This is a genomic window from Nocardia sp. NPDC019219 (assembly GCF_040632645.1).
GTDB classification, from domain to species: domain Bacteria; phylum Actinomycetota; class Actinomycetes; order Mycobacteriales; family Mycobacteriaceae; genus Nocardia; species Nocardia sputorum.
Genome location: NZ_JBEYCG010000002.1, coordinates 202,871 through 228,960 on the forward strand (window position 1 = coordinate 202,871; position 26,090 = coordinate 228,960).

Annotated in this window: 26 protein-coding genes; 14 read left to right on the forward strand and 12 right to left on the reverse strand. The window is 69.8% G+C overall.

Annotation, left to right across the window (positions count from 1 at the left end):
- Positions 1 to 63: 63 nt before the first annotated feature.
- The 8 genes from infB (at position 64) to truB (ending at position 9,470) form a co-directional block, all read left to right on the forward strand.
- On the forward strand, positions 64 to 3,087 hold the full coding sequence (gene infB / locus ABZ552_RS05285) for a translation initiation factor IF-2 (protein WP_281878641.1): 3,024 nt from the start codon (positions 64 to 66) through the stop codon (positions 3,085 to 3,087).
- Positions 3,088 to 3,162: 75 nt separating this feature from the next.
- Positions 3,163 to 3,453, forward strand: coding sequence for a DUF503 domain-containing protein (locus ABZ552_RS05290; protein ID WP_039799368.1), 291 nt, complete (start codon positions 3,163 to 3,165; stop codon positions 3,451 to 3,453).
- A gap of 88 nt (positions 3,454 to 3,541) precedes the next feature.
- The gene (gene rbfA / locus ABZ552_RS05295; protein WP_281917749.1) at positions 3,542 to 3,985 is read left to right on the forward strand and encodes a 30S ribosome-binding factor RbfA; all 444 of its coding nucleotides are present in this window, start codon (positions 3,542 to 3,544) and stop codon (positions 3,983 to 3,985) included.
- A gap of 13 nt (positions 3,986 to 3,998) precedes the next feature.
- On the forward strand, positions 3,999 to 5,000 hold the full coding sequence (locus tag ABZ552_RS05300; protein WP_281878643.1) for a bifunctional oligoribonuclease/PAP phosphatase NrnA: 1,002 nt from the start codon (positions 3,999 to 4,001) through the stop codon (positions 4,998 to 5,000).
- A gap of 450 nt (positions 5,001 to 5,450) precedes the next feature.
- Positions 5,451 to 6,743, forward strand: coding sequence for an MATE family efflux transporter (locus ABZ552_RS05305; RefSeq protein WP_281880841.1), 1,293 nt, complete (start codon positions 5,451 to 5,453; stop codon positions 6,741 to 6,743).
- A gap of 58 nt (positions 6,744 to 6,801) precedes the next feature.
- Complete coding sequence (locus ABZ552_RS05310; RefSeq protein ID WP_281878644.1) at positions 6,802 to 7,761, forward strand: metallophosphoesterase; 960 nt, start codon at positions 6,802 to 6,804, stop codon at positions 7,759 to 7,761.
- A 141-nt stretch (positions 7,762 to 7,902) separates the two neighbouring features.
- A complete protein-coding gene (gene npt / locus ABZ552_RS05315; protein ID WP_281878645.1) occupies positions 7,903 to 8,571 on the forward strand; it encodes a 4'-phosphopantetheinyl transferase Npt in 669 nt (222 codons plus the stop codon).
- A complete protein-coding gene (truB, locus tag ABZ552_RS05320; protein ID WP_281878646.1) occupies positions 8,571 to 9,470 on the forward strand; it encodes a tRNA pseudouridine(55) synthase TruB in 900 nt (299 codons plus the stop codon). The genes npt and truB overlap by 1 nt, the downstream gene beginning before the upstream one ends.
- A gap of 94 nt (positions 9,471 to 9,564) precedes the next feature.
- On the opposite strand, the gene ABZ552_RS05325 is transcribed toward truB, so the two are convergent.
- Positions 9,565 to 10,176, reverse strand: coding sequence for a TetR/AcrR family transcriptional regulator (locus tag ABZ552_RS05325; RefSeq protein WP_281878647.1), 612 nt, complete (start codon positions 10,174 to 10,176; stop codon positions 9,565 to 9,567).
- A gap of 135 nt (positions 10,177 to 10,311) precedes the next feature.
- On the opposite strand from ABZ552_RS05325, the gene ABZ552_RS05330 reads away from it, so the two are divergent.
- The gene (locus ABZ552_RS05330) at positions 10,312 to 10,722 is read left to right on the forward strand and encodes a DUF4345 domain-containing protein (RefSeq protein WP_281878649.1); all 411 of its coding nucleotides are present in this window, start codon (positions 10,312 to 10,314) and stop codon (positions 10,720 to 10,722) included.
- Between the two features lie 213 nt (positions 10,723 to 10,935).
- On the opposite strand, the gene ABZ552_RS05335 is transcribed toward ABZ552_RS05330, so the two are convergent.
- Together ABZ552_RS05335 and ABZ552_RS05340 are read right to left on the reverse strand one after the other, a co-directional pair.
- Positions 10,936 to 11,865 (reverse strand): hypothetical protein, encoded by a 930-nt coding sequence (locus ABZ552_RS05335; RefSeq protein ID WP_357435717.1) that lies wholly within the window; start codon positions 11,863 to 11,865, stop codon positions 10,936 to 10,938.
- Positions 11,855 to 12,496, reverse strand: a complete 642-nt coding sequence (locus ABZ552_RS05340; protein ID WP_357435719.1) for a hypothetical protein — start codon at positions 12,494 to 12,496, stop codon at positions 11,855 to 11,857. Before ABZ552_RS05340 ends, ABZ552_RS05335 begins: the two co-directional genes overlap by 11 nt.
- 276 nt (positions 12,497 to 12,772) lie before the next feature.
- On the opposite strand from ABZ552_RS05340, the gene ABZ552_RS05345 reads away from it, so the two are divergent.
- Positions 12,773 to 13,204, forward strand: a complete 432-nt coding sequence (locus ABZ552_RS05345) for an EF-hand domain-containing protein (protein WP_357435721.1) — start codon at positions 12,773 to 12,775, stop codon at positions 13,202 to 13,204.
- Positions 13,205 to 13,280: 76 nt separating this feature from the next.
- Here the strand turns inward: ABZ552_RS05345 and ABZ552_RS05350 are convergent, their stop codons facing one another.
- From ABZ552_RS05350 to ABZ552_RS05360, 3 genes are read right to left on the reverse strand one after another with little or no spacing between them, the layout of a single operon-like run.
- Positions 13,281 to 13,946, reverse strand: coding sequence for a GntR family transcriptional regulator (locus ABZ552_RS05350; protein ID WP_281878655.1), 666 nt, complete (start codon positions 13,944 to 13,946; stop codon positions 13,281 to 13,283).
- Entirely contained in the window at positions 13,933 to 14,664 is a 732-nt protein-coding gene (locus ABZ552_RS05355) for a maleate cis-trans isomerase (RefSeq protein WP_357435723.1), read from the reverse strand. Before ABZ552_RS05355 ends, ABZ552_RS05350 begins: the two co-directional genes overlap by 14 nt.
- A 14-nt stretch (positions 14,665 to 14,678) precedes the next feature.
- Positions 14,679 to 15,419: an Asp/Glu/hydantoin racemase gene (locus ABZ552_RS05360; protein WP_281878657.1), complete on the reverse strand. Its 741-nt coding sequence runs from the start codon at positions 15,417 to 15,419 to the stop codon at positions 14,679 to 14,681.
- An 86-nt stretch (positions 15,420 to 15,505) separates the two neighbouring features.
- Between ABZ552_RS05360 and ABZ552_RS05365 the strand changes: the two genes are divergently transcribed.
- Positions 15,506 to 16,471, forward strand: coding sequence for a D-2-hydroxyacid dehydrogenase (locus ABZ552_RS05365; protein WP_281878658.1), 966 nt, complete (start codon positions 15,506 to 15,508; stop codon positions 16,469 to 16,471).
- Between the two features lie 12 nt (positions 16,472 to 16,483).
- Positions 16,484 to 17,884, forward strand: coding sequence for an amidase (locus tag ABZ552_RS05370; RefSeq protein WP_281917755.1), 1,401 nt, complete (start codon positions 16,484 to 16,486; stop codon positions 17,882 to 17,884).
- Positions 17,885 to 17,954: 70 nt separating this feature from the next.
- On the opposite strand, the gene ABZ552_RS05375 is transcribed toward ABZ552_RS05370, so the two are convergent.
- Positions 17,955 to 18,449, reverse strand: a complete 495-nt coding sequence (locus ABZ552_RS05375) for a DUF3830 family protein (RefSeq protein ID WP_281878660.1) — start codon at positions 18,447 to 18,449, stop codon at positions 17,955 to 17,957.
- A gap of 62 nt (positions 18,450 to 18,511) precedes the next feature.
- Positions 18,512 to 19,753: an aminotransferase class III-fold pyridoxal phosphate-dependent enzyme gene (locus ABZ552_RS05380; protein WP_357435726.1), complete on the reverse strand. Its 1,242-nt coding sequence runs from the start codon at positions 19,751 to 19,753 to the stop codon at positions 18,512 to 18,514.
- Positions 19,754 to 19,887: 134 nt separating this feature from the next.
- Between ABZ552_RS05380 and ABZ552_RS05385 the strand changes: the two genes are divergently transcribed.
- The gene (locus ABZ552_RS05385) at positions 19,888 to 21,360 is read left to right on the forward strand and encodes an NAD-dependent succinate-semialdehyde dehydrogenase (protein ID WP_357435728.1); all 1,473 of its coding nucleotides are present in this window, start codon (positions 19,888 to 19,890) and stop codon (positions 21,358 to 21,360) included.
- Between the two features lie 10 nt (positions 21,361 to 21,370).
- Positions 21,371 to 22,453, forward strand: coding sequence for a tartrate dehydrogenase (locus tag ABZ552_RS05390; protein ID WP_350356370.1), 1,083 nt, complete (start codon positions 21,371 to 21,373; stop codon positions 22,451 to 22,453).
- Between the two features lie 373 nt (positions 22,454 to 22,826).
- Here ABZ552_RS05390 and ABZ552_RS05395 read toward each other — a convergent pair whose 3' ends face one another.
- The 4 genes from ABZ552_RS05395 to ABZ552_RS05410 all read right to left on the reverse strand — a co-directional run bounded on the left by ABZ552_RS05395 (position 22,827) and on the right by ABZ552_RS05410 (position 26,010).
- Entirely contained in the window at positions 22,827 to 23,495 is a 669-nt protein-coding gene (locus ABZ552_RS05395) for a metal-dependent transcriptional regulator (protein ID WP_281880842.1), read from the reverse strand.
- A 204-nt stretch (positions 23,496 to 23,699) separates the two neighbouring features.
- Positions 23,700 to 24,119: a hypothetical protein gene (locus ABZ552_RS05400; protein WP_281917759.1), complete on the reverse strand. Its 420-nt coding sequence runs from the start codon at positions 24,117 to 24,119 to the stop codon at positions 23,700 to 23,702.
- 222 nt (positions 24,120 to 24,341) lie between these two features.
- Entirely contained in the window at positions 24,342 to 25,553 is a 1,212-nt protein-coding gene (locus tag ABZ552_RS05405) for a PLP-dependent aminotransferase family protein (protein ID WP_357435730.1), read from the reverse strand.
- Between the two features lies 1 nt (position 25,554).
- The gene (locus tag ABZ552_RS05410; RefSeq protein ID WP_281878666.1) at positions 25,555 to 26,010 is read right to left on the reverse strand and encodes a cupin domain-containing protein; all 456 of its coding nucleotides are present in this window, start codon (positions 26,008 to 26,010) and stop codon (positions 25,555 to 25,557) included.
- Between the last annotated feature and the right edge of the window lie 80 nt (positions 26,011 to 26,090).

Below are 26,090 nucleotides of genomic sequence, written 5' to 3' on the forward strand. Positions count from 1 at the left end.
GAGGTCGTGCGGGCCGCCGTCCCCAGAACGGTGGGGCTGCTCGACCTCTCAGTGAGGAGAGCAGTGGCAGGCAAGGCCCGCGTGCACGAGTTGGCCAAAGAACTCGGTGTCACGAGCAAGGAACTACTCGCAACGCTCAAGGAGCAGGGCGAGTTCGTGAAGTCGGCGTCCTCGACGGTGGAAGCTCCCGTCGCGCGCCGGCTGCGTGAGTCGTTCGCGGCGAAATCCGCCCCGTCCAACGGCAACAAGCCGGGTGCACGCCCCGGATCGTCCGGCCGTCCGGCCCCCAAGCCCACGGGCGGCGGCCCGCGTCCCGGTCCCCGTCCGTCGGCGCCCACTCCGGCGCCCACCGCGCAGGAGACCGCCGCCCCCGCCGCGCGCACCGGCGAATCCCCGGCCGTGAAGCCGGGCCCCGCCGCGCGTCCGGGACCGTCCCCGGCGCCCAAGCCCCCCGCCCGGGAATCGGTCAACCCGCAAGCCGCGGCGGCCTCGGGCGCGACCGCGAGCTCCGCGCCCGCGCCGGCCGGTCCGCGGCCGACGCCGGGTGGCCCGCGCCCCGGCCAGCAGCAGCGACCCGGCGCCCCCGCCCCCGGTGGCCAGCGCCCGGGTGGTGCTGGTTCCGGCCCGCGCCCGGGGCCGAAGACCCCGCGCGTCGGTAACAACCCTTACTCGTCCGCTCCCGAGCGGCCCGCGCCGCGTCCGGCCCCCGGTCAGGGTGGTCCGCGTCCCGGTCCGGCTCAGGGTGGTCCGCGTCCCGGCCCGTCCCAGGGTGGTCCGCGTCCCGGTCCGGCTCAGGGCGCCCCGCGTCCCGGTCCGGCCCAGGGTGGCCCGCGGCCGACGCCCGGTCCGGGTGGTCCGCGTCCCGGCGGCCCGCGGCCGAGCCCCGGCTCGATGCCGCCTCGTCCGAACCCCGGCGCGATGCCGTCGCGTGCGGCGCGTCCCGGTGGCGCCGGAGGCCCCGGCGCCGGTCGTCCCGGCCGCCCCGGTGGCGCCGGTGCGGGTCGTCCCGGTGGTGGCGGCGGCGGTGGCTACCGCGGCGGCGGCGGCGCCCCCGGTGCGGGTGCCGGTGCGCCCGGTGCCGGTGGTGGCGCGGCCGGTGGCTTCCGCGGTCGTCCTGGTGGCGGCGGCGGTGGCGGCGGTCGTCCGGGTGGTCCCGGTGGCCGCGGTGGCGCGGCCGGTGCGTTCGGCCGTCCCGGTGGCGCGCCCCGGCGGGGCCGCAAGTCGAAGCGGCAGAAGCGGCAAGAGTACGACTCGATGCAGGCGCCCGCCGTCGGCGGCGTGCGGCTGCCGCGCGGCAACGGCGAGATCATCCGGCTCGCCCGCGGCGCGTCGCTGTCGGACTTCGCGGAGAAGATCGACGCGAACCCGGCCGCGCTGGTACAGGCCCTGTTCAACCTCGGTGAGATGGTCACCGCGACCCAGTCGGTGAACGACGAGACCCTCGAGTTGCTCGGCAGCGAGATGAACTACGTCGTCCACGTGGTCAGCCCCGAGGACGAGGACCGCGAGCTGCTGGAGTCGTTCGATCTCACCTACGGCGAGGACGAGGGCGGCGAGGAAGACCTCGAACAGCGTCCGCCGGTGGTCACCGTCATGGGCCACGTCGACCACGGTAAGACCCGCCTGCTGGACACCATCCGCAAGGCCAACGTCCGCGAGGGCGAGGCCGGTGGCATCACCCAGCACATCGGCGCCTACCAGGTGCTCACCCACCTCGGCGACGAGGACCGGCTGATCACTTTCATCGACACCCCCGGTCACGAGGCGTTCACCGCCATGCGTGCCCGTGGTGCGAAGGCCACCGACATCGCGATCCTGGTGGTCGCCGCCGACGACGGCGTCATGCCGCAGACGGTGGAGGCGATCAACCACGCGCAGGCGGCCGACGTGCCGATCGTCGTGGCGGTCAACAAGATCGACAAGGAAGGCGCGAACCCGCAGAAGGTTCGTCAGCAGCTCACCGAGTACGGCCTGGTCGCCGAGGAATACGGCGGCGAGACCATGTTCGTCGACATCTCCGCCAGGCAGAACATCAACATCGACGCGCTGCTCGAGGCGGTCCTGCTGACCGCGGACGCGGCGCTGGACCTGCGGGCGAACCCGGACATGGACGCGCAGGGTGTGGCCATCGAGGCGCACCTCGACCGCGGCCGCGGCCCGGTGGCCACCGTGCTCATCCAGCGCGGCACCCTGCGGGTCGGCGACTCGATCGTGGCGGGAGACGCCTACGGCCGGGTGCGCCGGATGGTGGACGAGCACGGCGAGGACGTCGAGGCGGCATTGCCGTCGCGGCCGGTCCAGGTCATCGGCTTCACGTCGGTGCCGGGCGCCGGTGACAACCTGCTGGTCGTCGACGAAGACCGGATCGCGCGGCAGATCGCCGACCGGCGCAACGCGCGCAAGCGCAACGCGCTGGCCGCACGCAGCCGCAAGCGGATCAGCCTGGAAGATCTGGATGCCGCGCTGAAGGAAACCAGCGAGCTGAACCTGATCCTCAAGGGCGACAACTCGGGTACGGTCGAGGCCCTCGAAGAGGCGCTGCTCGGCATCCAGGTGGGCGACGAGGTGCGGCTGCGGGTGATCGACCGCGGCGTCGGTGGCGTCACCGAGACCAACGTCAACCTGGCTTCGGCGTCGAACGCGATCATCATCGGGTTCAACGTCCGTGCCGAGGGCAAGGCCACCGAGCTGGCCAACCGCGAGGGCGTCGACATCCGGTACTACTCGGTGATCTACCAGGCCATCGACGAGATCGAGAAGGCCCTCAAGGGCATGCTCAAGCCGATCTACGAAGAGGTCGAGCTGGGTCGCGCCGAGATCAGGGCGATCTTCCGTTCGTCGAAGATCGGCAACATCGCCGGTTGCATGGTCACGTCGGGATCGGTCAAGCGCAACGCCAAGGCGCGCCTGCTCCGCGACAACGTGGTGATCGCCGAGACGATGACGATCTCGTCGCTGCGCCGGGAGAAGGACGACGTCACCGAAGTCCGCGAGGGCTTCGAATGCGGTATGACGGTCACCTACGCCGACATCAAGGAAGGCGACATCATCGAGGCCTACGAGCTGCGCGAGAAGCCGCGCGACTGATAGACCGAGACGACACCGGACGCCGCGCGAAGAGCGCGGCGTCCGGCCGGTCTTCCTGAACTGGGGAGGGTAAGGGTGTACCTGGGTGCACTGGAGTTCGACCTGCTGCTCGGCGACGTGCATTCGCTGAAACAGAAGCGCTCGGTGATCCGGCCGATTCTGGCCGAATTGCAGCGTTTCGGTGTGAGTGCCGCCGAAGGTGGGGAACACGATCTATACCGTCGTTCGCTGCTGGGCGTGGCCATGGTCAGTGCGGGCATGGATCACCTGACCGAGGTGCTGGACAGATGTGAACGGCACGTCGCGGCCCGCCCGGAGTTACAGTTGCTGGCGGTGCGCCGCCGAATCTTCGGCCCCGAGGACTGACCGCGGCGCAGCGACGGAGCTCGGGTGGCGGCACCGAGCCACGCGACGACCGCCACCGAACAGAGTTGATAGTGAGGAGGAAACGGCCATGGTGGACCAAGCCAGGGCACGCCGACTCGCCAAGCGGATCTCCTCGATCGTCGCGACCGCGATCGAATACGAGGTGAAGGACCCGCGGCTGCGTTTCGTGACCGTCACCGACGCCAAGGTCACCGGCGATCTCCGGGAGGCGACGGTGTACTACACCGTGATGGGCGAAACCCTCGACGCCGAACCGGATTACGACGGTGCGGCGGCCGGACTGGAGAAGGCCAAGGGCGTCCTGCGTTCCAAGGTGGGCGCGGGAACCGGGGTGAAGTTCACTCCGACGCTGGCATTCGTACTGGACACCGTGCCCGACGCGGCACGGCAGATGGAGGAACTGCTCGCCAGGGCGCGGGCCGCGGACGACGCGGTCGCCAAGGCGGCCGCCACCGCCAGGCACGCGGGCGACGCCGACCCCTACAAGGTCGAACGCGACGCCGACGAGTGACATGCGGTAGTCGATGACGACGATGCGGGAAACGGCCGGTTTGGACGCGGCCGTGGCGGCGCTGGACGCCGCGGGCTCGGTGACCATCATCTGCCATGTGCAGCCCGATGCGGACACCATCGGAAGTGGTCTCGCGCTGGCGTTGGTCCTGCACCGGCGCGGGATCCCGGTGCAGGTGTCGTTCGCCGAGCCGGCGGAGTTGCCCGCATCGATGCGGTCGCTGCCCGGTGTGCGGCATCTGGTGGCGCCCGCCGACGTGCGTGCCGAGGTCGACCTGCTGGTCACGGTCGACTGCGGCAGCGCGGGCAGGCTCGGCGCGCTCGCCGACCGATTGCCCGGCGCCGCAACGACAATGGTGATCGATCACCATCGGTCGAACACGCGCTTCGGCGCGATCAACCTGGTCGACCCCGGCGCGGAATCCACCACGAGCGTGATCGCGCGGTTGCTCGACGCGTGGGGGGTGGCGATCGATGCGGAGGTGGCGCACTGCCTGTATGCCGGTCTGGTCACCGACACCGGTTCGTTCCGGTGGGTGCGGCCGGGTACCCACGAATTGGCGGAGCGACTGCTGGCCACCGGAATCGATGGCGCGGAGATCGCGCGCACGCTGATGGACACCCACCCGTTCGGGTGGCTGCCCATGCTGTCTCGGGTGCTCGGGACGGCCCAACTCGTTCCCGAGGTCCGCGGCGGTGTGGGGTTGGTGTACGCGTTCGTGCGTCGCGACGACATCGATGACGTGCGGTCGGAGGAGATCGAGAGCGTGATCGATATCGTGCGCACGACCGCGGAGGCCGGAATCGCCGCGGTATTCAAGCAATCTCGGGTCGTACCGGATCGGTGGACGGTGTCGCTGCGCTCGCGCGACAGCGGATCGCGCGCGGGTGACGGGGTCGACGTCGCGGAGGTGGCGACCGGGTTGGGCGGCGGCGGCCACCGTTTCGCCGCCGGATACACCGCCTACGGCTCGCCCGACGATCTGGTCGGTGCGCTGCTGGCCGCGCTCGGGTGACCGTGGGCCTCGAATTCCGCACGGCCGGAGCATGGTCCGATCGCCGGATCGTCGCATGGCCGGAGCGGTCCACGGATAGCTCGGCTTGGGTGGCATCCGGGCACGGCTGTGCCGACGCCGGCGCGCTCGACCGCCGGACACTGCGACGAGCAGCGCCGGGGCCTGCCGCCCCGCCCGTACCGGCGATCCGCTCTCCGCGCCTGGATGCTCAGGTCGCCGCGCGCTGTTCGGGAGCTGTCGTAGCGTTGTCGGCGCGGCCGGTGACGGTACGGCTCGCGCCTACGCCGCGCAGTTCGTCGGTGAGTCGTGCGAACGTGGGACGACGGCGGGCGCGCGGGCCGAGCAGCGGAGGTACCGGTGAAGGCTGAGAGTCCCCGTGGCGAGGAGGTCAGCGGTCCGGTCGCGCGCCCGGTCGGCGTCGACCGAGCCGCAGGCGCCGGGCCGAAGCGCATCCTCGGGCTCGCGTTGCCGACCCTCGGCGTACTGGTCGCCGAACCGATCTACCTGCTGTTCGACTTGGCCGTGGTCGGCAGGCTCGGCGCGCTCGCGCTGGCCGGGCTCGCCGTCGGCGGGTTGATCCTGGCGCAGACGAGTTCGCAGCTGACCTTCCTGTCCTATGGCACCACCGCGCGATCCGCCCGCCGTCACGGCGCGGGCGATCACCGGGGGGCCGTCGCCGAAGGCGTGCAGGCCACCTGGATCGCGCTCGCCGTCGGCGCCGTGATCCTGCTCCTCGTACAAGCGCTCGCGGTGCCGGTGACCAGCGCCATCGCGGGCGGCGGGGACATCGCGCGGGAAGCGCTGGGCTGGGTGCGGATCGCGCTGTTCGGCGTGCCGCTGATCCTGATCTCCATGGCGGGCAACGGGTGGATGCGCGGCATCCAGGAGACGCGCAGGCCGCTGGTCTACGTGGTCGCGGGGCTGGCGGTATCGGGCATCCTGTGCCCGGTGCTGGTGCACGGGCTCCTCGGCGCGCCGCACCTGGGCCTGCCCGGCTCTGCGGTGGCCAATGTGGCGGGTCAGATCGTCACCGCGGTCCTGTTCCTGAACGCGCTGATCCGCGAGGGCGTTTCCCTGGCCCCACATTGGTCGGTCATGCGGGCGCAGCTCGTGCTCGGTCGCGACCTGATCGTCCGCAGCTTCGCCTTCCAGGCGTGCTTCGTCTCGGCGGCGGCGGTCGCCGCGCGGTTCGGCGCCGCGTCGGTGGCGGCCCACCAGCTCGTGCTGCAACTGTGGAACTTCCTGGCGCTGGCCCTGGACGCGCTGGCCATCGCCGCCCAGACGCTCACCGGCGCCGCTCTGGGCGCGGGCGACGTCACCGGCGCCCGCGGGATCGCGCGGCGCGTGACCCGCTGGTCGGAGATCTTCAGCCTCGGGCTCGCCGCCTGCTTCGCGGCGGGGGTGGTGGCGATCCCGGCGCTGTTCACCGCCGATCCCGATGTGCTGGAGCGCGCGCACGTGGTGTGGTGGTTCTTCGTCGCGCTCATTCCGGTGGCAGGCATCGTCTTCGCCCTCGACGGCGTGCTGCTCGGCGCGGGCGACGCGGCGTATCTGCGCACCACCACGCTCGGCGCCGCGTTGCTCGGCTTCCTGCCCGCCATCTGGTTGTCGCTGGCCTTCGACTGGGGCGTGGCCGGAATCTGGTCCGGCCTCGCCGCGTTCATGCTGTTGCGGCTGATCGCCGTCGCGTGGCGGGCGCTGTCGGGCCGGTGGGCACTGGTCGGCGCCGAGATGCCGGGGTGAGCGACACCCGGCTCGGCCGGTGCGTGCGAATCCGTGCGGATGTGCCAAGGTAGGTGTGGTGATACCCAAGTTGATGGCGGTGAGCGACATTCACGTCGGGCACCAGGGGAATCGGCCGGTCGTCGAGCAGATCACGGCGGACTCGCCGGAGGACTGGCTCATCGTGGCCGGCGACGTGGGGGAGAAGACCGACGACATCCGGTGGGCGCTGGAGCTGCTGCGCGGCCGGTTCGCCAAGGTGATCTGGGTGCCGGGCAACCACGAGTTGTGGACGACGGCGAAGGACCCCGTGCAGATGGCCGGGGTGGCCCGCTACGACTACCTGGTGTCGATCTGCCGTGATCTGGACGTGCTGACGCCGGAGGACCCCTTTCCGGTGTGGCAGGGCGCCGGTGCGGAGGAGCACGGCGGCGCGGTGACGCTGGCGCCGATGTTCCTGCTGTACGACTACTCGTTCCTGCCGGAGGGAGCCACCACCAAGGCGGAGGGCCTGGCGATCGCGCGTGAGCGCAACGTGGTGGCCACCGACGAGTTCCTGCTCTCGCCGGAGCCGTACCTGACCAGGGACGCGTGGTGCCATGCGCGGGTGCAGGTGACCAAGCGCAAGCTCGACGCGCTCGCGCCCGGCACCCCGCTCGTGCTGATCAACCACTTCCCGCTGGTGCGGCAGCCGACCGATGTGTTGTTCTACCCGGAGTTCGCGCTGTGGTGCGGCACCGAGCTGACCGCCGACTGGCACACCCGCTACAACGTGGTCTGCTCGGTCTACGGTCACCTGCACATCCCGCGCACTTCGCATTACGACGGCGTCCGGTTCGAAGAGGTCTCGCTCGGCTACCCGCGGGAATGGCAGCGCCGCGGCCTTCCCGACCGACTGCTGCGGCAGATTCTGCCGACCCCGCAGTACCCGCCGGGCACGCTGAACAAGTGGGGCGGGCACTTCCAGGTGACGCCGGAAATGGAAGCCGCGGCCGCGGAGATGCGCAGCAAAGCGCAGCAGCGGCGTGGGCTGGCATAGTCCGCTCACGGAGAGCGCAGTCGATCGGCACCGGCCTTCCACTGCACGCGTCCATCGTTGCGACAAAGGCGTTGCCGCGGCCTCGGGCGGATACCCGGCGCTGCGATCACCCCTCGTGTGGCTCGACTACGCTCGTCGGTGATGATCGAGAACATTCTGCCCGCGGGTGTGGCCTCGGCCGAGCTGCTGGCGTACCCCGAGGATCTGCGGCCGCATCCCGCCGAGGAGCATCTCATCGCCAAGTCGGTGGAGAAGCGGCGCCGCGACTTCATCGGCGCGCGGCACTGCGCCCGGCTGGCGCTGACTCAGCTCGGCGAGCCGCCGGTGGCCATCGGCAAGGGGGAGCGCGGCGCTCCGGTGTGGCCGCGCGGGGTGGTCGGCAGCCTGACCCACTGCGACGGCTATCAGGCCGCCGCACTGGGCCACAAGCTGCGGTTTCGCTCCATCGGCATCGATGCCGAGCCGCACGCGACCCTGCCCGACGGCGTACTGGACTCGGTCAGCCTGCCGCCGGAGCGGGAGTGGTTGAAGACCACCGATTCCCAGCTGCACCTCGACCGGTTGCTGTTCTGCGCCAAAGAGGCCACCTATAAGGCGTGGTTCCCGCTCACGGTGCGCTGGCTGGGCTTCGAGGACGCGCACATCACGTTCGAGATCGAGGACAGCACCGCGGATTCCGGGCACGGCAGCTTCCATACCGAACTGCTGGTGCCCGGGCAGACCACCGACGGCGGGACGCCGCTGCTGTCGTTCGAGGGCCGTTGGCTGATCACCGACGGGTACATCCTGACCGCGATCGCGCACGTCTGATGGACGGACTCGGCGGGCTGCTCGTCATCGACAAGGCCGGCGGCTGGACCAGCCACGACGTCGTCGCGAAATGCCGAAGGCTGCTGCATACCAAGAAGATCGGCCATGCCGGAACCCTCGACCCGATGGCGACCGGCGTGCTGGTGCTCGGTGTGGAACGCGCGACCAAACTGCTCGGCCTGCTCACCTTGACGACCAAGGCGTACACCGCGACCATCCGGCTCGGACAGGCCACCAGCACCGACGACGCCGAAGGCGAGGTGCTCACGACGATCCCGTCCGGTCACCTCGTCGACGACGACATCGCCGCGCGTACCGCGGAATTGACCGGCGACATCGACCAAGTGCCTGCCACCGTGAGCGCGATCAAGGTGAACGGCGAGCGCGCTTACGCCCGCCACCGTGCGGGCGAAGAGGTGCAGTTGGCCCCGCGTCCGGTCACGGTGTCGCGGTTCGACGTGCTCACCCGGCGCGACGTCGGCGATTTCGTCGACCTGGACGTGGTGGTCGAGTGCTCCTCGGGCACCTATGTGCGGGCGCTGGCCAGGGACCTGGGCGCCGCGCTCGGCGTCGGCGGCCACTTGACCGCGTTGCGCCGGACCAGGGTCGGTCCGTTCACGCTCGAACACGCCCGCACCCTGGACGAGTTGGCCGCCGCCGCGGAGTCGGGCGTGCCGCCGCTGAGTCTCGACATGGACGCCGCGGTCCGAACCGCGTTCCCGCTCCGGGACATCGACGAAAAGCAAGCCGACGACCTGCGCAACGGCCGCTGGCTCGAACCCGCCGGGATAGCCGGTGTGTATGCCGCCATCGACCCGGAAGGCCGTTCGATCGCGCTGCTGCGGGAAAGCGGAAAGCGAGCCGCATCCGTCATGGTGGTACGCCCGTCCAACCTTTGAGGATCCTTCGAGGTCCGAGCCCGTCTCGGCCTGCGCCACCGCGGCGAGTGCTCCCGAACGGCCGTCGCCGCGATGCCGTTGCGTCGCCGCACGATCAGCCCGGAGGTTTCCCCGAGCTGTCGGCGCCGGTGATGTCGATGACCGGGCGCAAGGCGCCGAGCAGCGCGCCGAGTGAGATCTCCCGCATCTGGGCACGGGCCGGTGTGCCGTGCTCCAGCCAGTCGACGGTGAGCACCCGAACGAAGGTGAGCCAGCTCGTCAAAATCGCCGAGACGGTGGCGCGTGGCGGCCCCTCCAGCCGTAGCGCGTCGAGCACGCGCTCGCGTAGTTCGCCGAGTTCCCCTGCGATGATCGCCTGAATGGTGGGGTCCGCGGCCAGGACGCGGTTGGCCGCGAGCACGCTGTTGGCGTTGGCCTCGAAGTAGTCGAAGTGCGTGTCCAGGCCGGCGGCGAGCTGGTCGACCAAGGGTGCTTCGGCGTCGAATGTGGTCGCGACCAGCAGTTGCTCGGAGGCGAGCTGGTAGACGGCCGCGAACAAGTCGCGTTTGCCCGGGAAGTGGCGGTAGAGCAGAGCCCGGGAGACGCCCGCCTCGGCAGCGACGTCCTCCATGAGCACCGCGTCGTAGGGCCGGTCGGCGAACAGTTTCGCGCCTGCGTCGACGAGCACGCGGCGGCGCTCGTCGGGGGACAGTCGGCGGCGGGTCACCTCGCGAGCTTAGTTGACGCGTGTCTACTACACGCCGTAGGGTCTTAGTAGACGAACGTCTACTAAGCGGTGGTCTGTAAAGGGCGGTTTCACCGCGCACCCGCCGAATACTTCGCGTGCATCCGGGAGGCATGTATGTCCAGCGCACTCAAATGGCTGTCCATGGTGATGGGCGTCGCCTGCGTGGCGATCGGGATTCTGCACATAGCACTCGGTGTCGACTCGGTGCCCGACATGGGTTCGGCCGGTGTGACCGCCGACAGCCAGAGCCGGTTCTTCGGCGCGATCTTCGCCGGATACGGCCTCGCGTGGATCTGGGCCGCGCGGCAGTCGCCGATACCCGCGGCGGCGATGCGCCTGCTGGCCGGGATCTTCCTGCTCGGCGGGGTGGCCCGCTTCGTCTCGGTCGCCGTGTACGGCTGGCCGCACTGGTTCCAGATCGTTTTGACCGTCATCGAACTCGTGCTTCCCCCGGTCTACTTCTGGCTCGCCGACGCCGACGAGAAGCGGCTCGGCTCGGCGCCCCGTGTGCTCGCCGCGGATTGAGGTCAATGCCGGTGATTTCACCGGCTGCGGCGGTGGCGGCCACGGCGGCAACAAGATTCGTGTCCCCGGGTGATCCGTAACGCGCTCAGCGTTGGCGTTCCGCCGGAAAGGAGAGGGTAAGCGGGCGGCATCGGTGCTGGTGGTGCGCCCGGCGAACATGTGAGGAGTTCGATCCTGTGCGTCACCGCGCCCGCGGGACGACGGGTGCGCTGCTCAGCACATCGCCGGCGGTTTCGCGGTGGCCGGCCTGGTGAACTCCAGTCGCATGGCACCCGATGCACTGCGCGACAGCACCATCGCGGAGCCTTGTGCGCGAGACCAGGTCCGGGGGACCGTGACGAGATTGTCCCCGGCCATCATCACCAGGACCAACCCGTCGTAGCGGTAGCGGTAGACGGAATCGGGAGTAGTGCAGGCCGTCGCCGTGACGCCGGGAGCGCGCAGATCCAGAGCTTTCTCGGCGTAGATGGTCAGTCCGGGGGCTGTACGCAAAGTCTCCGTTTCGAATCGCTGCGCGCGGCCGATCCCCACGGCCAGGGAGTAGTCGGTCGCGCCCCAGAAGAAGCTGCCCGCGACGAGCAGGAAGACCAGCCCCCATTCCAGCGGTGTGGTCGTCGACGGTGCCGTCATCGATCCGGCGGCGAGTTGGCGGCGGCGGGTGCGCACGACGCCCCACAGGAGCAGCAAGCCGATGATCGAGCAGGACGGCGCCACTCCGATCGTCCAGTTCAGCGGGTTGTCGAACCAAAGTTGCGATAGTCCGTTGAGCAACAGCAGCGCACCGGCGATCACCCCGGCGATCAAGACCCATTTGGGCAGGGCTCCGTGCAGAACCACGGGCGGGATCGCCACCCTGCCCCACGTGAAGGCCAGTGTGACGACCGCGCACACCGCCAACGGGATGAACAACCCATCGGCGCTGCGCATGACGTAATCGGTCGTGCTGAATCCCAGCACTTGAGAGTCGATTCCGAAATATCCGCAGAATCCGCGAGCGTGGAAGAACCCCCAGTAGAACAGCAAACCCGCCAGCAGCGTAGCCGGAGCGACGAACTGGCCGAGAACCTGCGCCATCTGGGAGAGGTCGGCGAAGGTGGACGAACCTTCGCGAGGCCGGTCAGGGCGCGGCGGATCAGCCGCCATTGCGCCTCGAAGTCGTCGGTGGCGCAGTGGTGGCCGGGGGCTTCGTCGTGGTGGTCGTCGTGGTCGGTTGTCCGGTACCGCTTCCCGAGGTGTCCTCCGGCACGCAGGTCTTCGTGTAGACGGTGATCACTCCGCCGGACTCGATGGTGGCGTCGGGTGGTATTCCGGCCGAGGGCAATGGCGGGTCGACTCCCACGAAGGACTCGTAACCCTTGGCCACCGGCGTCCCGTCCTCTGCAAGCGAGCAGGTCGGCGTCGGTGCCGAATTCTTCGCCTTCTTCGTGACGGTCACGCAGTCGACAGGCAATTTCTTCTCGTCGCAGTTCCTGGCCATTTGGGCCCGTATGTCGGTCACGACCGCGTCGGCCGGATCACCTTGGCTGAAATTGAATTGGGCGAGGTCGACCGGAATGCCCTTCGCGCCACGACCGCTGTTGTCGGAGCCGCCGGGGTTACCGGAGGCGCCCTCCGTCGCCGCGGCCTCGGGTATGCCCGGCTTTCCCTCGGCAGGTGGCGTGTCACCGTCACCGTCACCGTCACCGCAGCCGGCGAGGACGGCGAGGACGGCGGCGATCGCCACGAACACCACGACTATCCATGACCCGACGCGCTTTTCCCGTTCGACGCCCATGAGATGTGCCGATCCACTTGTGCGATATCCGGTCAGGCCAGCGTATCGACCCATTGTCCAACGCCGGAGCCGCTCACGCAGCTCAATGCGGAGACTGTCGGTCGAGTGAATGGGGGACGCGGCGTGGAGGCTCATGGGCGGCAAGTGTCGTGCCGTAGCCGATCGGAACGGCGCGAGGCATCTTCCGGGATCTGCTCGAGAATCGCACCCGGGCAGCGGAATCCGTACAGTGTGGGATGGTCGCGCGGCGGCCGCAGTCGGGTAGTGGTAGCGAAAGTGGCGAGCTTGAGTGACGCGCCGGTGGACACGTTCGAGCTGTGGGACCGTGACGGGGGCGGGCTCGTGGCGGTGCAGGACATCACCGCGGGCATTCGGGCGCTCGGTCTGGAGGTCGACGAGGCGGTGGTGGAACGGCTGGTCGCGGCCGCCGACACCAATGGCGACTTCCTGGTCTCGCGAACCGAATTCGACGCCGCCCTGGTGGCCGGGCGTATCGAGGTGACCGACGCCGACGCCGCGTTCAAGGTGTTCGACGTCAACGGCGACGGCCGCATTTCCGTCGAGGAGCTGGAATCGCTCATCCGCCACGTCGGCGCGGACCGTATCGATGAACCGGCCGACGCGTTGCCGGCCGCGGCCGACACCGATGGCGACGGCTTTCTCTCGCTGCCGGAATTCCGCGCGCTGCTGGATTTCCTGTCCCGGTAGCGGCACGAGCGGCGCGGCCGGGCTCAGGCCGTCGCGCTGGTCCGCGCCGGACCGAGTGAAGGTGGAGGGCTTGGGCTCAGCCGCCGATCTGGTGGCGCAGGCGCTGCACGGCGTCGTCCATGTGCTCGACGAGCAGCGCGCGGGCGCGGGCGGGCTCGGCGGTGGCGATCGCTTCGCGCAGACCGACGTGCTCTTGGGCTTGGTCCCGCAGGTCCGGGTAGGTGGTCTGCAAGGCGCCCAGGCACATCCGCGTCTCGATCAGCAGGGTGCGGGCCGCGCGCACCAGCCGCGGGCTGGCCGCGCTCTCCACCAGCGCCTCGTGGAAGGCCTGGTCGGCCTCCGACACTCCCACCGCGTCACCGCGTTCGGCGCACGTGACCATCTCCTCGACGCTGGGACCGAGCGCCTCGTAGGCGATCGGGCGGCGGCCGTCCAGGATCAGTTCCAGCGCGCCGCCTTCCAGCGCGGTCCTGGCGCGGTAGATGTCGACGACGTCGTCGAGGCTCAGTTCGATGACGAAGATGCCGCGGTGCCGGATGCTGTGCAGCAAGCCTTCGGACACCAAGCGCTGCATCGCCTCGCGCACCGGTCCCCGCGAGACCGCGAACCGCGCGGCGAGGTCGGCTTCCCCGAGCTGCGACCCGGGCGCGAGACTGCCGCGCATGATCGCCTCGCGGAGCCGATCGGCGATCATCTCCGCGGTCGACTGCCGGTTCACCGGCTCGAAATCAACGACGGACATCGATCTGCCTTTCCGCGAACAAGGTGCCGAGTCCGGCGACGACCGGCTCGGCGCCGGCCAGCCGCAGGCCCGCCCAGATCGTGACCTGATTGGCCGTCAGCACCGGTTTGCCCAGCGTAGCCTCCAGGTCCGGCAGCACCGCGAGGGTGTGCATCGCGGTGTCCGGGATGAGCAGCGCCTCCGCGCCGGGATGGTCGTTGTCCGCCGCCAGCCGCAGGACCTGGGCCGGTGTGAGGGTGCCGACTTCGGCCGCGGTGTCGATTCCGGCGCTGGACATCGAGACGACGTCGATGTCCGCGTCGGCGAGGAACTCCACGAACAGCCGCGCGACCTCGTCGGGATAGCTGGCGGCGACGGCGACGGTGCGCAGTCCGAGGGCGTGCACGGCGTCGGCGAACGCGATGCTGGTGCTGGTCGCGGGCACGCCCGCGACCTCGGCCAGCGCACGCGCCTGGTCGCGGGCGCCCGCGGGACCGTAGACGAAACTGCCGGACGTGCAGGCCCAGACGATCGCGGCGGGGCGGTGCGGGGCGAGCAGCGCGGCGCCGAGGCGCAATTTCTCCGGACTGCCCAGCTCCAGCAGTTCGGGGATGGCGTGCAGATCGGTGCCGTAGATGTGGGCTACGGGGAGGTGCGCGCCGAGCGCCGCCGCCGCGAGCGGGTAGTCGTCCTCGGCCGCGTGGTCGGGGTAGATGAAACCGACGGTGGGTGCGTGCATGCGATGTTCTTCCTTCAGAAAACGTTGAGCAGCCACTTGCCTGGGCCCATCATCGGGAGTTTCATCCGGCCGAGGCATGCCCACATGGTCAGTTGGTTGGCGGTGAGCACGGGTTTGCCGAGGGCCTGCTCCAGCGGCTCGATCACGTCGTAGGTCGGCAGGTTGGTACAGCTGACGAAGACGGCCTGCGCGGCGGAATCGTCGGCGGCGACGATGCGTTCGGCGATCGTGCGGTAGCTGACCTTCCAGATGCCGCCGCCGAGCCCGAGGTGGTCGGAGCGCACTACCGAGCATCCGGCTTCGGCGAGGAATTCGTGCAGCCGGTGGGTCAGGATCTCGTCGTAGGGGGTGAGCACCGAGATCCGGGTGAGGTCCAGATGGCGAATCGCTTCCAGCAACGCGCCGGAGGTGGTGACCGCGTCCTGCGCCCCGGCCCGGCAGATGGTGTCGCGCAACGACTTCTCATAGGCGAGGCCCTTGATAAAGCTGCCCGACGTGCACAGATAGGCGACGACTTCGGGCTCCACATGTATGACGTTCCGGGTCGCCGCGGTGAGATGCGCCGCGTCGGACACCAGTTCGGCCATCTCCAGCGACACCGGGACCGGCTCGTAGGGGGTGCGGGCCAGGTGCAGGCTCACCTCCAGAGGCGCCCAGCGCCAGAGCTCTCGTTCGAGGGCGAGGTCGAACGGTGCGATGATCCCGATACCCCGTTGTGCAACGGGCCCCTCGAGGTCGGGAAAGCTCAGATCCACTACGGCCCCTCTCGCGCTCAGCCGGGACGACCTCCGAACACGATCGGATTGTTGACAATCATACGATGCCCTCTTAGTGTGTCAATGTGGAACAGGGCCCGATTGTCGTCGTCCTGCACAGTGACAGTGTGCCCGACGCCGAACGAATGGACCGCGTAGCAGGTCGCGCCACCCTCCGGTACACCGAGGCACCCGGGTTGGCGGACGCCCTGCCCGGAGCGGAGGTCTTGTTCGTCTACGACTTCCGGACGCGGGCGCTGCCCGGCGCCTGGCATGCCGCCGACCGTCTGCGCTGGGTGCACATGGGGTCGACCGGCGTCGATCCGGCGATGTTTCCCGAGCTGCGGGCCAGTGACGTGGTGGTGACGAACACCCGAGGCGTCTTCGACGCGGCGATCGCCGAATACGTGCTCGGACAGATCCTCGGTTTCGCCAAGGACCTGTCCGGCTCGCTGCTGCTGCAGCAGCGGCACGAGTGGCGGCACCGGGAAAACGAACGGGTCGCGGGAGCGACGGCGCTGATCGTCGGCACCGGCTCGATCGGACGCCACATCGCCCGGTTGCTGCGCGCGGCCGGGATGTCCGTGCGCGCCGTGGGCAGACGAGCGCGCGCGTCGGATCCGGATTTCGGTGAGATCGCCACCGACCTGCACGCCGAGCTGGCCCGCGCCGACTACGTCGTCGCGATCGCCCCCCTCACCGACCAGACCAGGAACATGTTCGACGCCGCCGCCTTCGCCGCGATGAAACCGCACGCGAGGTTTGTCAACGTCGGCCGCGGGGAACTCGTTGTGACCGACGATCTCGTCGCCGCGCTGCGCACCGGATCGATCGCCGCGGCGGCGCTCGATGTGGTGGACCCCGAGCCGCTCCCCGCCGATCATCCCCTGTGGGAACTGCCGAACGTCCGGATCACCCCGCACAACTCCGGTGACTTCATCGGATGGCGCACCGAGATCGTCGACGTGTTCGCCGAGAACTTCGACAACTGGATCGCCGGACGTCCGCTGGACAACGTGGTCGACAAAAGGCTGGGGTACGTGCCCGGCTGAAGGAGCCCATCCATGAGCTACCCCGACAAGAACCATCCCACCGACCCGACCGCCATGACCGCGGTCGAGCTGGTCTCGGCCTACGCCGCGGGCGCGCTGTCGCCCGTCGAGGCGACCGAGGCGATCCTGCGCGCGATCGCCGACCGGGACCCCGCGCTCAACGCCTTCTGTCTCGTCGACCACGATCGCGCCTTGGTGCAGGCGAAGGATTCCGAGGCGCGCTGGCAGTCCGGCCATGCCAGGGGCTTGCTCGACGGCGTACCCGTCTCGATCAAGGACGTCTTCCTGACCGAGGGCTGGCCCACCCGGCGCGGATCCACGTCGATCGACCCGGCCGGGCCGTGGCCGGTGGACAGCCCGGTGGCGGCGCGGCTGCGCGAGGACGGCATGGTCTTCCTCGGCAAGACCACCACCCCGGAGATCGCGTGGAAGGCGGTCACCGACAGCCCGCTGGCCGGTGTCACCCGCAATCCGGCCGACCCGTCCACCACCGCGGGCGGCTCCTCCGGCGGTAGCGCCGCGGCCGTCGCGGCGGGCCTCGGCCCGGTCTCGGTGGGCACCGACGGCGGTGGCAGCGTGCGCATCCCGGCCGCCTTCTGCGGCATCGTCGGATTCAAGCCCACCTACGGCCGGATTCCGTTGTTCCCGGCCAGCCCGTTCGGTCCGCTGGCGCACGCGGGCCCGATGACGCGCACCGTCGAGGACGCGGCGCTGCTGATGGACATCCTGTCGCTCCCCGATCCGCGCGATCCGACCGCGCTGGCTCCCACGCTCACCGTGTTCCGCGCCGAAATGCAGCGTGACGTGCGGGGATTGCGGGTGGCGTACTCGCCGACGCTCGGCTATGCCACGCTCGACGCCGAGGTCGCCACGATCGTGGACGCGGCGGTGGCACGCCTGGCCGACGCCGAACTCCGGGTCGCCGCCGCCGATCCGGGCTTCGAGGATCCGCGCGAGGCTTTCGAACTGCTCTGGGCCGCCGGCGCGGCGACCATGCTGTCCGGCTTCCCGGAAGGCACCCGCGACCGGGTGGACCCGGGGCTACGCGCGGTTTGGGAGCGCGGCGAAACCGTGACCGCCGTCGACTATCTCGCCGCACGCAACGTAGCGGCGCAGATCGGCATCACGATGGGCCGGTTCCACACCGACTACGACGTCCTGATCACCCCGACGGTGCCGATCCCCGCCTTCGAAGCGGGACACGACGTGCCACCGGGCAGCGGGCTGCGCAGCTGGCCCGAATGGACGCCCTTCACCTACCCGTTCAATCTCACCCAGCAGCCCGCGATCAGCATCCCGGCGGGTACCACGAGCGCGGGTCTGCCGGTCGGGCTGCAGATCGTCGGTCCGCGCCACTCGGACGATCTGGTGCTCGCGGTGGCCCGCTACGCCGAATTCGTGCTGGCCTCCTGACTGCGCGCGGCCCGGTGGCGTGCTGCCACCGGGCCGTGACGTCGGGACAGGGGAGCGGTCCGAGTGGCATTCAGGCGCGGGCGAAGGCGAGCGTTTCGCCTTGGACGCCGTGCAACCACAGCGTGTTGCACGCCGCGGCGATCTCGGCGAGCCCCTCCTCGATGGTGGCGAAGACATTGCCCGGCACCCACCCGAGGTCGCCGTTGATCAGCAGATTGTTGCGGCCGTAGAACAGCGCGAGATCGGTGGCGCCGCGCTCGTGCTCGGCCGCGGAGCCGGGCTCGTAGCCGTAGGCCGGATTCCCGATCTCCCACGGCTCGAAATCGAACAGGCACACGTCGCCCGGGATCGGCGTGACCGTCGGATTCTCCCGATGCGGGGCCGCGCCGATCCGAGGGAGCAACGTGTACACCTCGTTGCGGGCGTACTTGGCGTGGAAGGCGTCGCCTTCCAGCGGCAGGGCGTTCCACACCGCCGCGCAGGTCTGCGGCGCTTCCTCGTCGAGCAGACGAGCGCGGCAGGTGACCGCGGCTTTGGTGAGCGTGATGGTGATGTAGCGGGCCATGCGGTGCTGCTTCCTGGTCGGTGCCCGCCGGACGGGCACAGCGGACGGGTGATGGTCGCGAACTACAGCTCGGCGAGCACTTCGGACCAGATCGCCAGAGCGTCCTCGATCTGCGTTTCGGTCACGATCAGCGGCGGGATCATCCGCACCACGTTCATGTGCGCGCCGCAGGTCAGCAGCAGCAGCCCCTTGTCCACCGCGGCGCGCTGGGCGGCCGCGGCGGTGGCGGTGTCGGGTTCGCCCGTGGCCGTGGTGAACTCGGCGCCCGCGAGCAATCCGAGGCCGCGCACGTCACCGATCGCCTTGGTGGCGCTGTCGCGCAGACCGCCCAGCAGTTGTGCCCCGCGCGCGGCCGCGTTGGCCACCAGCCCTTCGGACTCGATGACCTCGAGCGTGGCGATCGCCGCCGCGCACGCCACCGCGTTGCCGCCGTAGGTGCCGCCCTGCGAGCCCGGCCACGCCCGCGCCATCAGCTCGCGCGAGGCCGCGATGCCGGACAGCGGGAACCCACTGGCCAGTCCCTTCGCGATGGTGATCACGTCGGGCCGGACGTCGAAGTGCTGGTGGCCGAAGAACTTGCCGGTGCGGCCGAAGCCGGTCTGGATCTCGTCGAAGACCAGCAGGATGCCGTGCCGGTCCGCGCGTTCGCGCAGCCCACGGAAGAACTCGGTGTTACCCGGAACGTACCCGCCTTCACCGAGCACCGGCTCCACGATGAACGCGGCGGTCTCGGCCGGCGAGGTGAGCGTGGCGAACAGATAGTCCAGTTCCCGCAGCGCGAAGGCGGTGGCTTCCCGCTCGCTCCACCCATAGCGATAGGCGGTGGGGAACGGCGCGACGTGCACCCCTGCCATGAGCGGGCTGAACCCGGCCGAGAAACGGGTGCCGGAGGTCGTCATGGTCGCGGCGGCCACGGTTCGGCCGTGGAAGCCGCCGTGGAAGACGACGACGTTCGGCCGTCCGGTGGCCTGGCGCACCAGCCGCAGCGCGGCCTCGACCGCCTCGCTGCCGGAGTTGGCGAAGAACAGCGCGTCCAACCCTTCGGGCAGCACCGCGCCGAGCCGCTCGGTCAGCTCCAGCAGCGGACGATGCAGCACGGTCGTGTACTGGCCGTGGATCAGCGAAGCCACCTGCGCCTGTGCGGCGGCGACCACCTTCGGGTGGCAGTGACCGGTGCTGGTCACGCCGATACCCGCGGTGAAGTCGAGGTAGCGGCGTCCGTCGGTGCCGTAGAGATAGCACCCCGCGCCATGGTCGACGGTCACCGGAGTGGCCTGTTTCAGGATGGGCGAGAGCTCGGTCATGGTGATTCGCCTCCCGGAGCGGGGTGGAAGGGAAAGGCTTGTCTATTGTCGGATTGTCGACAATATGCATAACATGGCCGCACGGGTCGCAGCAATGGCCGGACGCTGCGCGGTGCCGAAAGGAGCCACCGACCATGCTCACCGAAAGCGCACTGAGCGCAGCCGAACGGGCGGCGATCGACACGGTGCCACGCGGCTTGTTCATCCAGGGGCGGTGGCGGGCGACGGCAAGGACGCTGCCGGTCTTCGATCCGGCGACCGGCGAGGTGCTGTGCGCGGTGGCCGACGCGGATCCGGCCGACGGTCTCGCCGCACTGGACGCGGCGTGCGCGGCGCAGCGGGAGTGGGCGGCCACGCCACCGCGCGAGCGCAGCGATCTGTTGATGCGCGTGCATCGCGCGTTGCTGGCGGAGACCGACCGGCTCGGGCTGATCGCGACGCTGGAGATGGGCAAACCGCTGGCCGAGGCGCGCGGCGAGATCGCCTACGCCGCCGAGTTCTTCCGCTGGTTCGCCGAGGAGGCCGTGCGACTGGACGGCGGGTACATGCCCGCGCCGACCGGCGGTTCGCGTTTCCTCGTGACCCGGCAGCCGGTCGGGCCCAGTTTGCTCATCACGCCGTGGAACTTCCCGGTGGCCATGGGCGCCCGCAAGATCGCGCCCGCGCTCGCCGCAGGCTGCACGTGCGTGGTGAAACCCGCTGAGCAGACGCCCCTTTCGATGCTGGCGCTGGCCCAGGTGCTGGCCGAGGCAGGGCTGCCCGCCGGGGTGGTGAACGTCGTGACGACGGCCGACCCGGCCGCGGTGATGACGCCGCTGATCCTGGACGCCCGCTCGCGCAAGCTGTCGTTCACCGGCTCGACGGCGGTCGGCAAGCAGTTGCTCGCGCAGTGCGCGCGGACGGTGATGCGCACCTCGATGGAACTCGGCGGCAACGCGCCGCTACTGGTGTTCGACGACGCCGACCTGGACGAGGCGGTCGAGGGCGCGCTCGCGGCGAAGATGCGCAACATCGGCCAGGCGTGCACCGCGGCCAACCGAATCCTCGTGCAGCGCGGAATCGCCGACGTCTTCGCACATAAGCTCGCCGACCGGATGGCGGCCCTGCCGAGGGGGCGGGGCACCGAGCCGGACGTCGTGGTCGGCCCGCTCATCGACGCCGAGGCCGTCGACAAGGTGCAGCGCTTGGTCGACGACGCTCGCGCTCGCGGCGCCACGGTGCTCACCGGCGGAACAGCGCTGCCCGGACCGGGCACCTTCTATCCCGCGACCGTCCTGATCGACGTCCCCGACGACGCCGAGCTGTGCCACACCGAGATCTTCGGACCGGTCGCCGCGATCGGCGTCTTCGACACCGAGGACGAAGCGGTGACCAGGGCCAACGACACGCCCTACGGACTGGTGAGCTACGTATTCACCGAGAACCTGCGGCGCGGCCTGCGGGTGTGCGAGGCGCTGGAAACCGGCATGGTGGGGCTCAACCAGGGCGTGGTGTCGAACCCGGCGGCGCCGTTCGGCGGTGTCAAGGAGTCCGGCCTCGGCCGCGAGGGCGGGCTGACCGGGATCGATGAATTCCTGGAGACCAAGTACATCGGAGTGCGACTGTGAAGGAGCGTCAGTGAGCGGGTACCGTATCGCCACCATCCCGGGTGACGGAATCGGAGTCGACGTCACCGCGGCGGCGGTGCGCGTGCTCGACGCCGTGCTGCCCGGACTGGAATGGACCGAATTCGACTGGTCCTGCGAGAACTATCTGCGTACGGGGGCGATGATGCCGCCCGACGGTCCGCAGCGGCTGGCCGGCTTCGACGCCATCCTGCTCGGTGCCGTCGGCTTTCCCGGTGTGCCCGACCACGTCTCGCTGTGGGGGCTGCTGATCCCGCTGCGCCGCGCCTTCGGTCAGTACGTCAACCTGCGCCCGGTGCGCCTGCTGCCCGGCACGGAGTCGGCGCTGCGCGACCGGACCGCCGCCGACCTGGACATCCTCATCGTGCGGGAGAACTCCGAGGGCGAGTACTCGCGGATCGGCGGCATCCACAACGAGGGCCGTCCCGACGAATTCGTGCTGCAGGAGTCGGTGTTCACTCGCACCGGGTGCGAGCGGATCATCCGCTACGCGTTCGAGCGGGCAGCCGAACGGTCCGGACGGTTGTGCTCGGCGACGAAGTCGAACGGGATCATCCATTCGATGCCGTACTGGGACAGCGTCTTCGAACGTATCGCGGCCGAATACCCGCAGGTGCGGACGCGGCAGATGCACGTCGACGCGCTGGCCGCCGAACTCGTGCTGCACCCCGACCGGCTGGACGTGATCGTGGGCTCGAACCTGTTCGGCGACATCCTCTCCGATCTGGCCGCCGCCGTGACCGGCGGGCTCGGCCTGGCGCCTTCGGGCAACATCAATCCCGAGCGCACCGGCCCCTCCATGTTCGAGGCCGTGCACGGCAGCGCCCCCGACATCGCGGGCCAGGGCATCGCCAACCCGGTCGCGCAGATCCTCGCGGGCGCGATGTTGCTCGATCATCTCGGTGAATCCGCCGCGGCCGCCGCGATCGATCGAGCGGTCTGCGACGTCCTCGCCACCGGAAAGGTCCGCACCCCGGATCTCGGCGGAACCGAGTCCACCGCCGATCTCGGCGACGCCATCGCCATCCGCGCGGCCGAGCTGGCCGGCAACGCCACCACGGCCGACATCGCCTGACCCGATTCACTCGCCGGGCCGGCCGTCGGCTTCGGTCCACACTGATCACTTACCCGCGGTCGTGCCGGAAGTAATCGTCGGCGTCGCTCGCCGGTTCCGGCGTCCACATCCTCGACCGGCCGTGCGCGCACGCGGGATGCTGCCTTTCGGCTCGCTCGGCTGGTGAACTGGGAGGCCGGCGGCGGAACGACCGGCAGGGCCGGTTGGGATGAGACGGCGCAAATGCACACCGGACCGCCGCCGACGCCGCCCGGCTTCGCGCTGATCGATGACATCGGCCCTGGTCGACCTTCCGCGATGCGCGCCCCGGGCGGCACAGTCTCCCCACGTGGGAATGGGCCTTGTTGCGGCGACGCGCGGCAGGGGTGACCCGTCAGGAGGTGAGCCAGATGGCCTCGGCCGCGGGGCGCCCGAGGTCGGTGGCGGACTCGGTCGCGCCGATGCGGATGGCGATGGTGCCTGCGAAGTCGCGACGTTCCACCACCGCGATGGTGGTGTCCAGCGCGATGCCGACGGAGTCGAAATAGCGCAGCATGTCCGGATCCGCGTCGGAGATCCGCGCGACCCGGCCGGACTCGCCCGCGTGGAAGTCGCTGAGCTGGCGCGCGGGCGGAGTGGGAACCGCGCCGTCCACCGAGGGGATCGGATCGCCGTGCGGATCGCGATCGGGGTATCCGAGTTTGGCGTCGATCCGGGCCATCAGCAGCTCGGAGACCGCGTGCTCGAGCACCTCGGCCTCGTCGTGCACCTCGTCCCAGCCGTAACCGAGCTCGTTGACAAGGAACGTCTCGAGGAGCCGGTGCCTGCGCACCATAGCGACGGCGGCGCGGCGCCCCTCGTGGGTGAGGGCTATCGCACCGTAGCGGGCGTGCTCGACCAGTCCCTGGTCGGCGAGTTTGCGGACCGCTTCGGACACGGTGGAGGCCGACACCCCGATCCGCTCGGCGAGTAATTTGGTGGTCACCTTCTCCTGCGACCACTCCTGCGCGGTCCAGATGACCTTGAGGTAGTCCTGGGCGACCGACGAGAGCACCGGCGCGATCGTCGCGGTACCGCCCTGCGCATCGCCCGGCGCCGGGGCGTCGGCCAACTCGCGTCGAGTGGCGATATCTCGTTTACCTGGCACACCCCGAGCTTAGGCACTGGCGTGCCGATCCACACATCGTCGACCCCGTCGTCGCCCGATCGCGAACGAAACGCGATTCGCCGTTCACTCCCGGGTGTGCGCCCGGGCGCGGCGGGTGGGTCACCCGGTTCCCGAAGGATCCAGCGCGCTGCGATACGCGGCCACGCCGTCGAATCGCACGCCGGTCAGCCGTGCGGTGGCCGGTGCGCCGACCGGCGCACCGGAAAGGTGGTAGAACGTCGCCGTGGCGGATCCGGAGAACCGGTCGCCGGCCACGTCGAGTTCGAAGGCGACGATTCCCTTGCGCACGACGTCGGGGTCGGCCCGATCCACGGTGAATTCCAGGAACGCGCCGGTGACCCGCGAGCCGTCGGCTCGCCAGCTGCCCATGCCGTTGCTGTCACTGGTGGCGCGATTGCCGTGATCGGGGTTCGACTGCAGCATCGTGCCGCCCGGGTGGAACTGCATCACGTGGTAGCCGAACGGAGCGCCGTCGGCGACCACTTCCCACGTGCCGAGCACCGGATGCCGCTCACTCATGCTGTGTCCTTTCCGGCATGAGTGGGGCGCTGCGTGGTGACGCTGTGCTGCCTCCTCCGGGCCTGGCCGCTCATGCCGTGTCCGATTTCGGCATGAGTGGGGCCCTGCGTGGTGACGCTGTGCTGCCTCCTCCGGGCCTGGCCGCTCATGCCGTGTCCGATTTCGGCATGAGTGGGGCCCTGCGTGGTGACGCTGCGCTGCCGCCTCCGGGCCCCCGACCACTCATGCCGTGCCTGTCGTCGCGTGCGTGGGGCGCTCCCGCAAGACGGCACCCAGCAGCGCGACGCCCCGGTCGATGTCGTCGCGCGGCACGTTCGCGAAGCTCAGCCGCATCGCGTTGCGGTGGCCGGCGACGTCGTCGGCGTAGAAGGCGCTTCCGGGCAGGAACGCGACCCCCTGTCGCAGCGCTTCCGTCAGTGCCGCGTCGGCATCGAAACCGGCCGGGCCCTCGACCCACAGGAACATCCCGCCGTCGGGTTCGGTCCACCGGAACCCGGCCGGGAGGTGCCGCTCGGCCGCGGCGGTCAAGGCGTCCAACTTGGCCGAGTAGGACTCGACGACGTGGGCGAGGTGCGCGGCGCCTGCCGAGCTGCCCAGGAATTCGGCGGCAATCGCCTGGCAGTAGGTCGATGTCTGCATATCGATGCCCTGCTTCAACGCGAGCACGGTTTTCAGCAGATCCGCGGGCATGACGGTGATTCCGACACGAATCGCCGGGGCGAGAGTTTTCGACAAGGACGTGATGTAGACGGAGTTGTCCGGCGCGAAAGACCACAACGCGGGCGGTGCGACGCCGCGATAGCGCAAGTCGGTGTAGACGTCGTCCTCGACGATCAGCGTGTCGTGGCGGACGGCGATCTCCGCTATTCGTGCACGCCGCTCGGCGGGCATCGTCCGCCCGGTCGGATTCTGGAATGTGGGCAGCAGGTAGACGAATGCCGCGTCGTATCCGGACAGAGCCTCCTCCAGCGCTTCCGGCACGATGCCGAATTCGTCGGACGGCACCGCGACGACGGTCGCTCCGTGGCTGCGGAATTCTTTGACGGCCGGGCCGTAGGTCGGTGTTTCGACGAGCACCACGTCCCGCGGGTCGAGCACCGCCAAACACACGTTGTGCAAAGCGCCGGATCCGCCGGTGGAGATATGCAAGCGATCATGCGTGCATTGAATATCACGGCGGCGCAGGAGATTTCGCGCTTCGTCCAGCAGTGGGGCGAATCCCTGGGTCATGCCGTACTGGAGGACGGCGCTGCCGTATCTCTCGATGGCGTTCCGCGAGAGCGTCGCGACGAGCTCGCCAGGGAGCAGGGCGGGGTCGGGCGCTCCGACGGCGAACGAGACGACCTCAGGGCGGCGTGCCAGCGTCGCGAACATGTCATCGATGGGGCCGCTGCCGACCTCGGCCGCGCGGCGGCTGTGCTGGAGGCGCACCACGTCAGGAACCGACCGGATCGCGGCGCCGGAGGCGGGCGACGACTTCGGGCACCAGGGCGTCGTATTCCGGCGTCAGCACCACGTCGTCGTTGAACAGGGGATCGGTCCGCATTTCCACCGCGACCAGGTCCTCGGTTTCGTCCAGGTTCACCGCCACGTGCACGACGCCGTCGGGGATGTAGATGAACTCGCCCGGGCCGTGGAAATACGGAGTCAGTTCCGGGCCGATCAGGGTCGCCGCCCGCCCGCGCAGGCAGACGACGACGATCTCGCTGTGCGCGTGATAATGCGCTTTGGACATGGCGCCGGGGGTCATGTTGACCATGCCCGCCGAGATGCCGGTAGCGCCACACGTTTCGGTGGTGACGCAGGGGATGAGGCGTTGTCGTTGCCGCCCGATTGTTTCGGCCGCATCGGACGGCTTGATCACACGCACGTGCTTGACTGCACTTTTCATGGCTACTCCGGGGCACTCTGTCGCCGACGAATTGGACGCTAGACCATTCCCGCTGATGGCGAGACGAGTCCGGGAGCCCA

Excerpts from the sequence above, each read along its gene's own strand:
- ABZ552_RS05340 (WP_357435719.1), bottom strand. The coding sequence starts at position 12,496 with ATGGGCGTCGAACGGGAAAAGCGCGTCGGGTCATGGATAGTCGTGGTG.
- rbfA (WP_281917749.1), top strand. The coding sequence starts at position 3,542 with ATGGTGGACCAAGCCAGGGCACGCCGACTCGCCAAGCGGATCTCCTCG.
- ABZ552_RS05400 (WP_281917759.1), bottom strand. The coding sequence starts at position 24,119 with ATGAGTGAGCGGCATCCGGTGCTCGGCACGTGGGAAGTGGTCGCCGAC.
- ABZ552_RS05385 (WP_357435728.1), top strand. The coding sequence starts at position 19,888 with ATGCTCACCGAAAGCGCACTGAGCGCAGCCGAACGGGCGGCGATCGAC.
- ABZ552_RS05410 (WP_281878666.1), bottom strand. The coding sequence starts at position 26,010 with ATGAAAAGTGCAGTCAAGCACGTGCGTGTGATCAAGCCGTCCGATGCG.
- ABZ552_RS05330 (WP_281878649.1), top strand. The coding sequence starts at position 10,312 with ATGTCCAGCGCACTCAAATGGCTGTCCATGGTGATGGGCGTCGCCTGC.
- truB (WP_281878646.1), top strand. The coding sequence starts at position 8,571 with ATGGACGGACTCGGCGGGCTGCTCGTCATCGACAAGGCCGGCGGCTGG.
- ABZ552_RS05350 (WP_281878655.1), bottom strand. The coding sequence starts at position 13,946 with ATGTCCGTCGTTGATTTCGAGCCGGTGAACCGGCAGTCGACCGCGGAG.
- ABZ552_RS05375 (WP_281878660.1), bottom strand. The coding sequence starts at position 18,449 with ATGGCCCGCTACATCACCATCACGCTCACCAAAGCCGCGGTCACCTGC.
- ABZ552_RS05380 (WP_357435726.1), bottom strand. The coding sequence starts at position 19,753 with ATGACCGAGCTCTCGCCCATCCTGAAACAGGCCACTCCGGTGACCGTC.
- npt (WP_281878645.1), top strand. The coding sequence starts at position 7,903 with ATGATCGAGAACATTCTGCCCGCGGGTGTGGCCTCGGCCGAGCTGCTG.
- ABZ552_RS05300 (WP_281878643.1), top strand. The coding sequence starts at position 3,999 with ATGACGACGATGCGGGAAACGGCCGGTTTGGACGCGGCCGTGGCGGCG.
- ABZ552_RS05355 (WP_357435723.1), bottom strand. The coding sequence starts at position 14,664 with ATGCACGCACCCACCGTCGGTTTCATCTACCCCGACCACGCGGCCGAG.
- ABZ552_RS05335 (WP_357435717.1), bottom strand. The coding sequence starts at position 11,865 with ATGGCGGCTGATCCGCCGCGCCCTGACCGGCCTCGCGAAGGTTCGTCC.
- ABZ552_RS05370 (WP_281917755.1), top strand. The coding sequence starts at position 16,484 with ATGAGCTACCCCGACAAGAACCATCCCACCGACCCGACCGCCATGACC.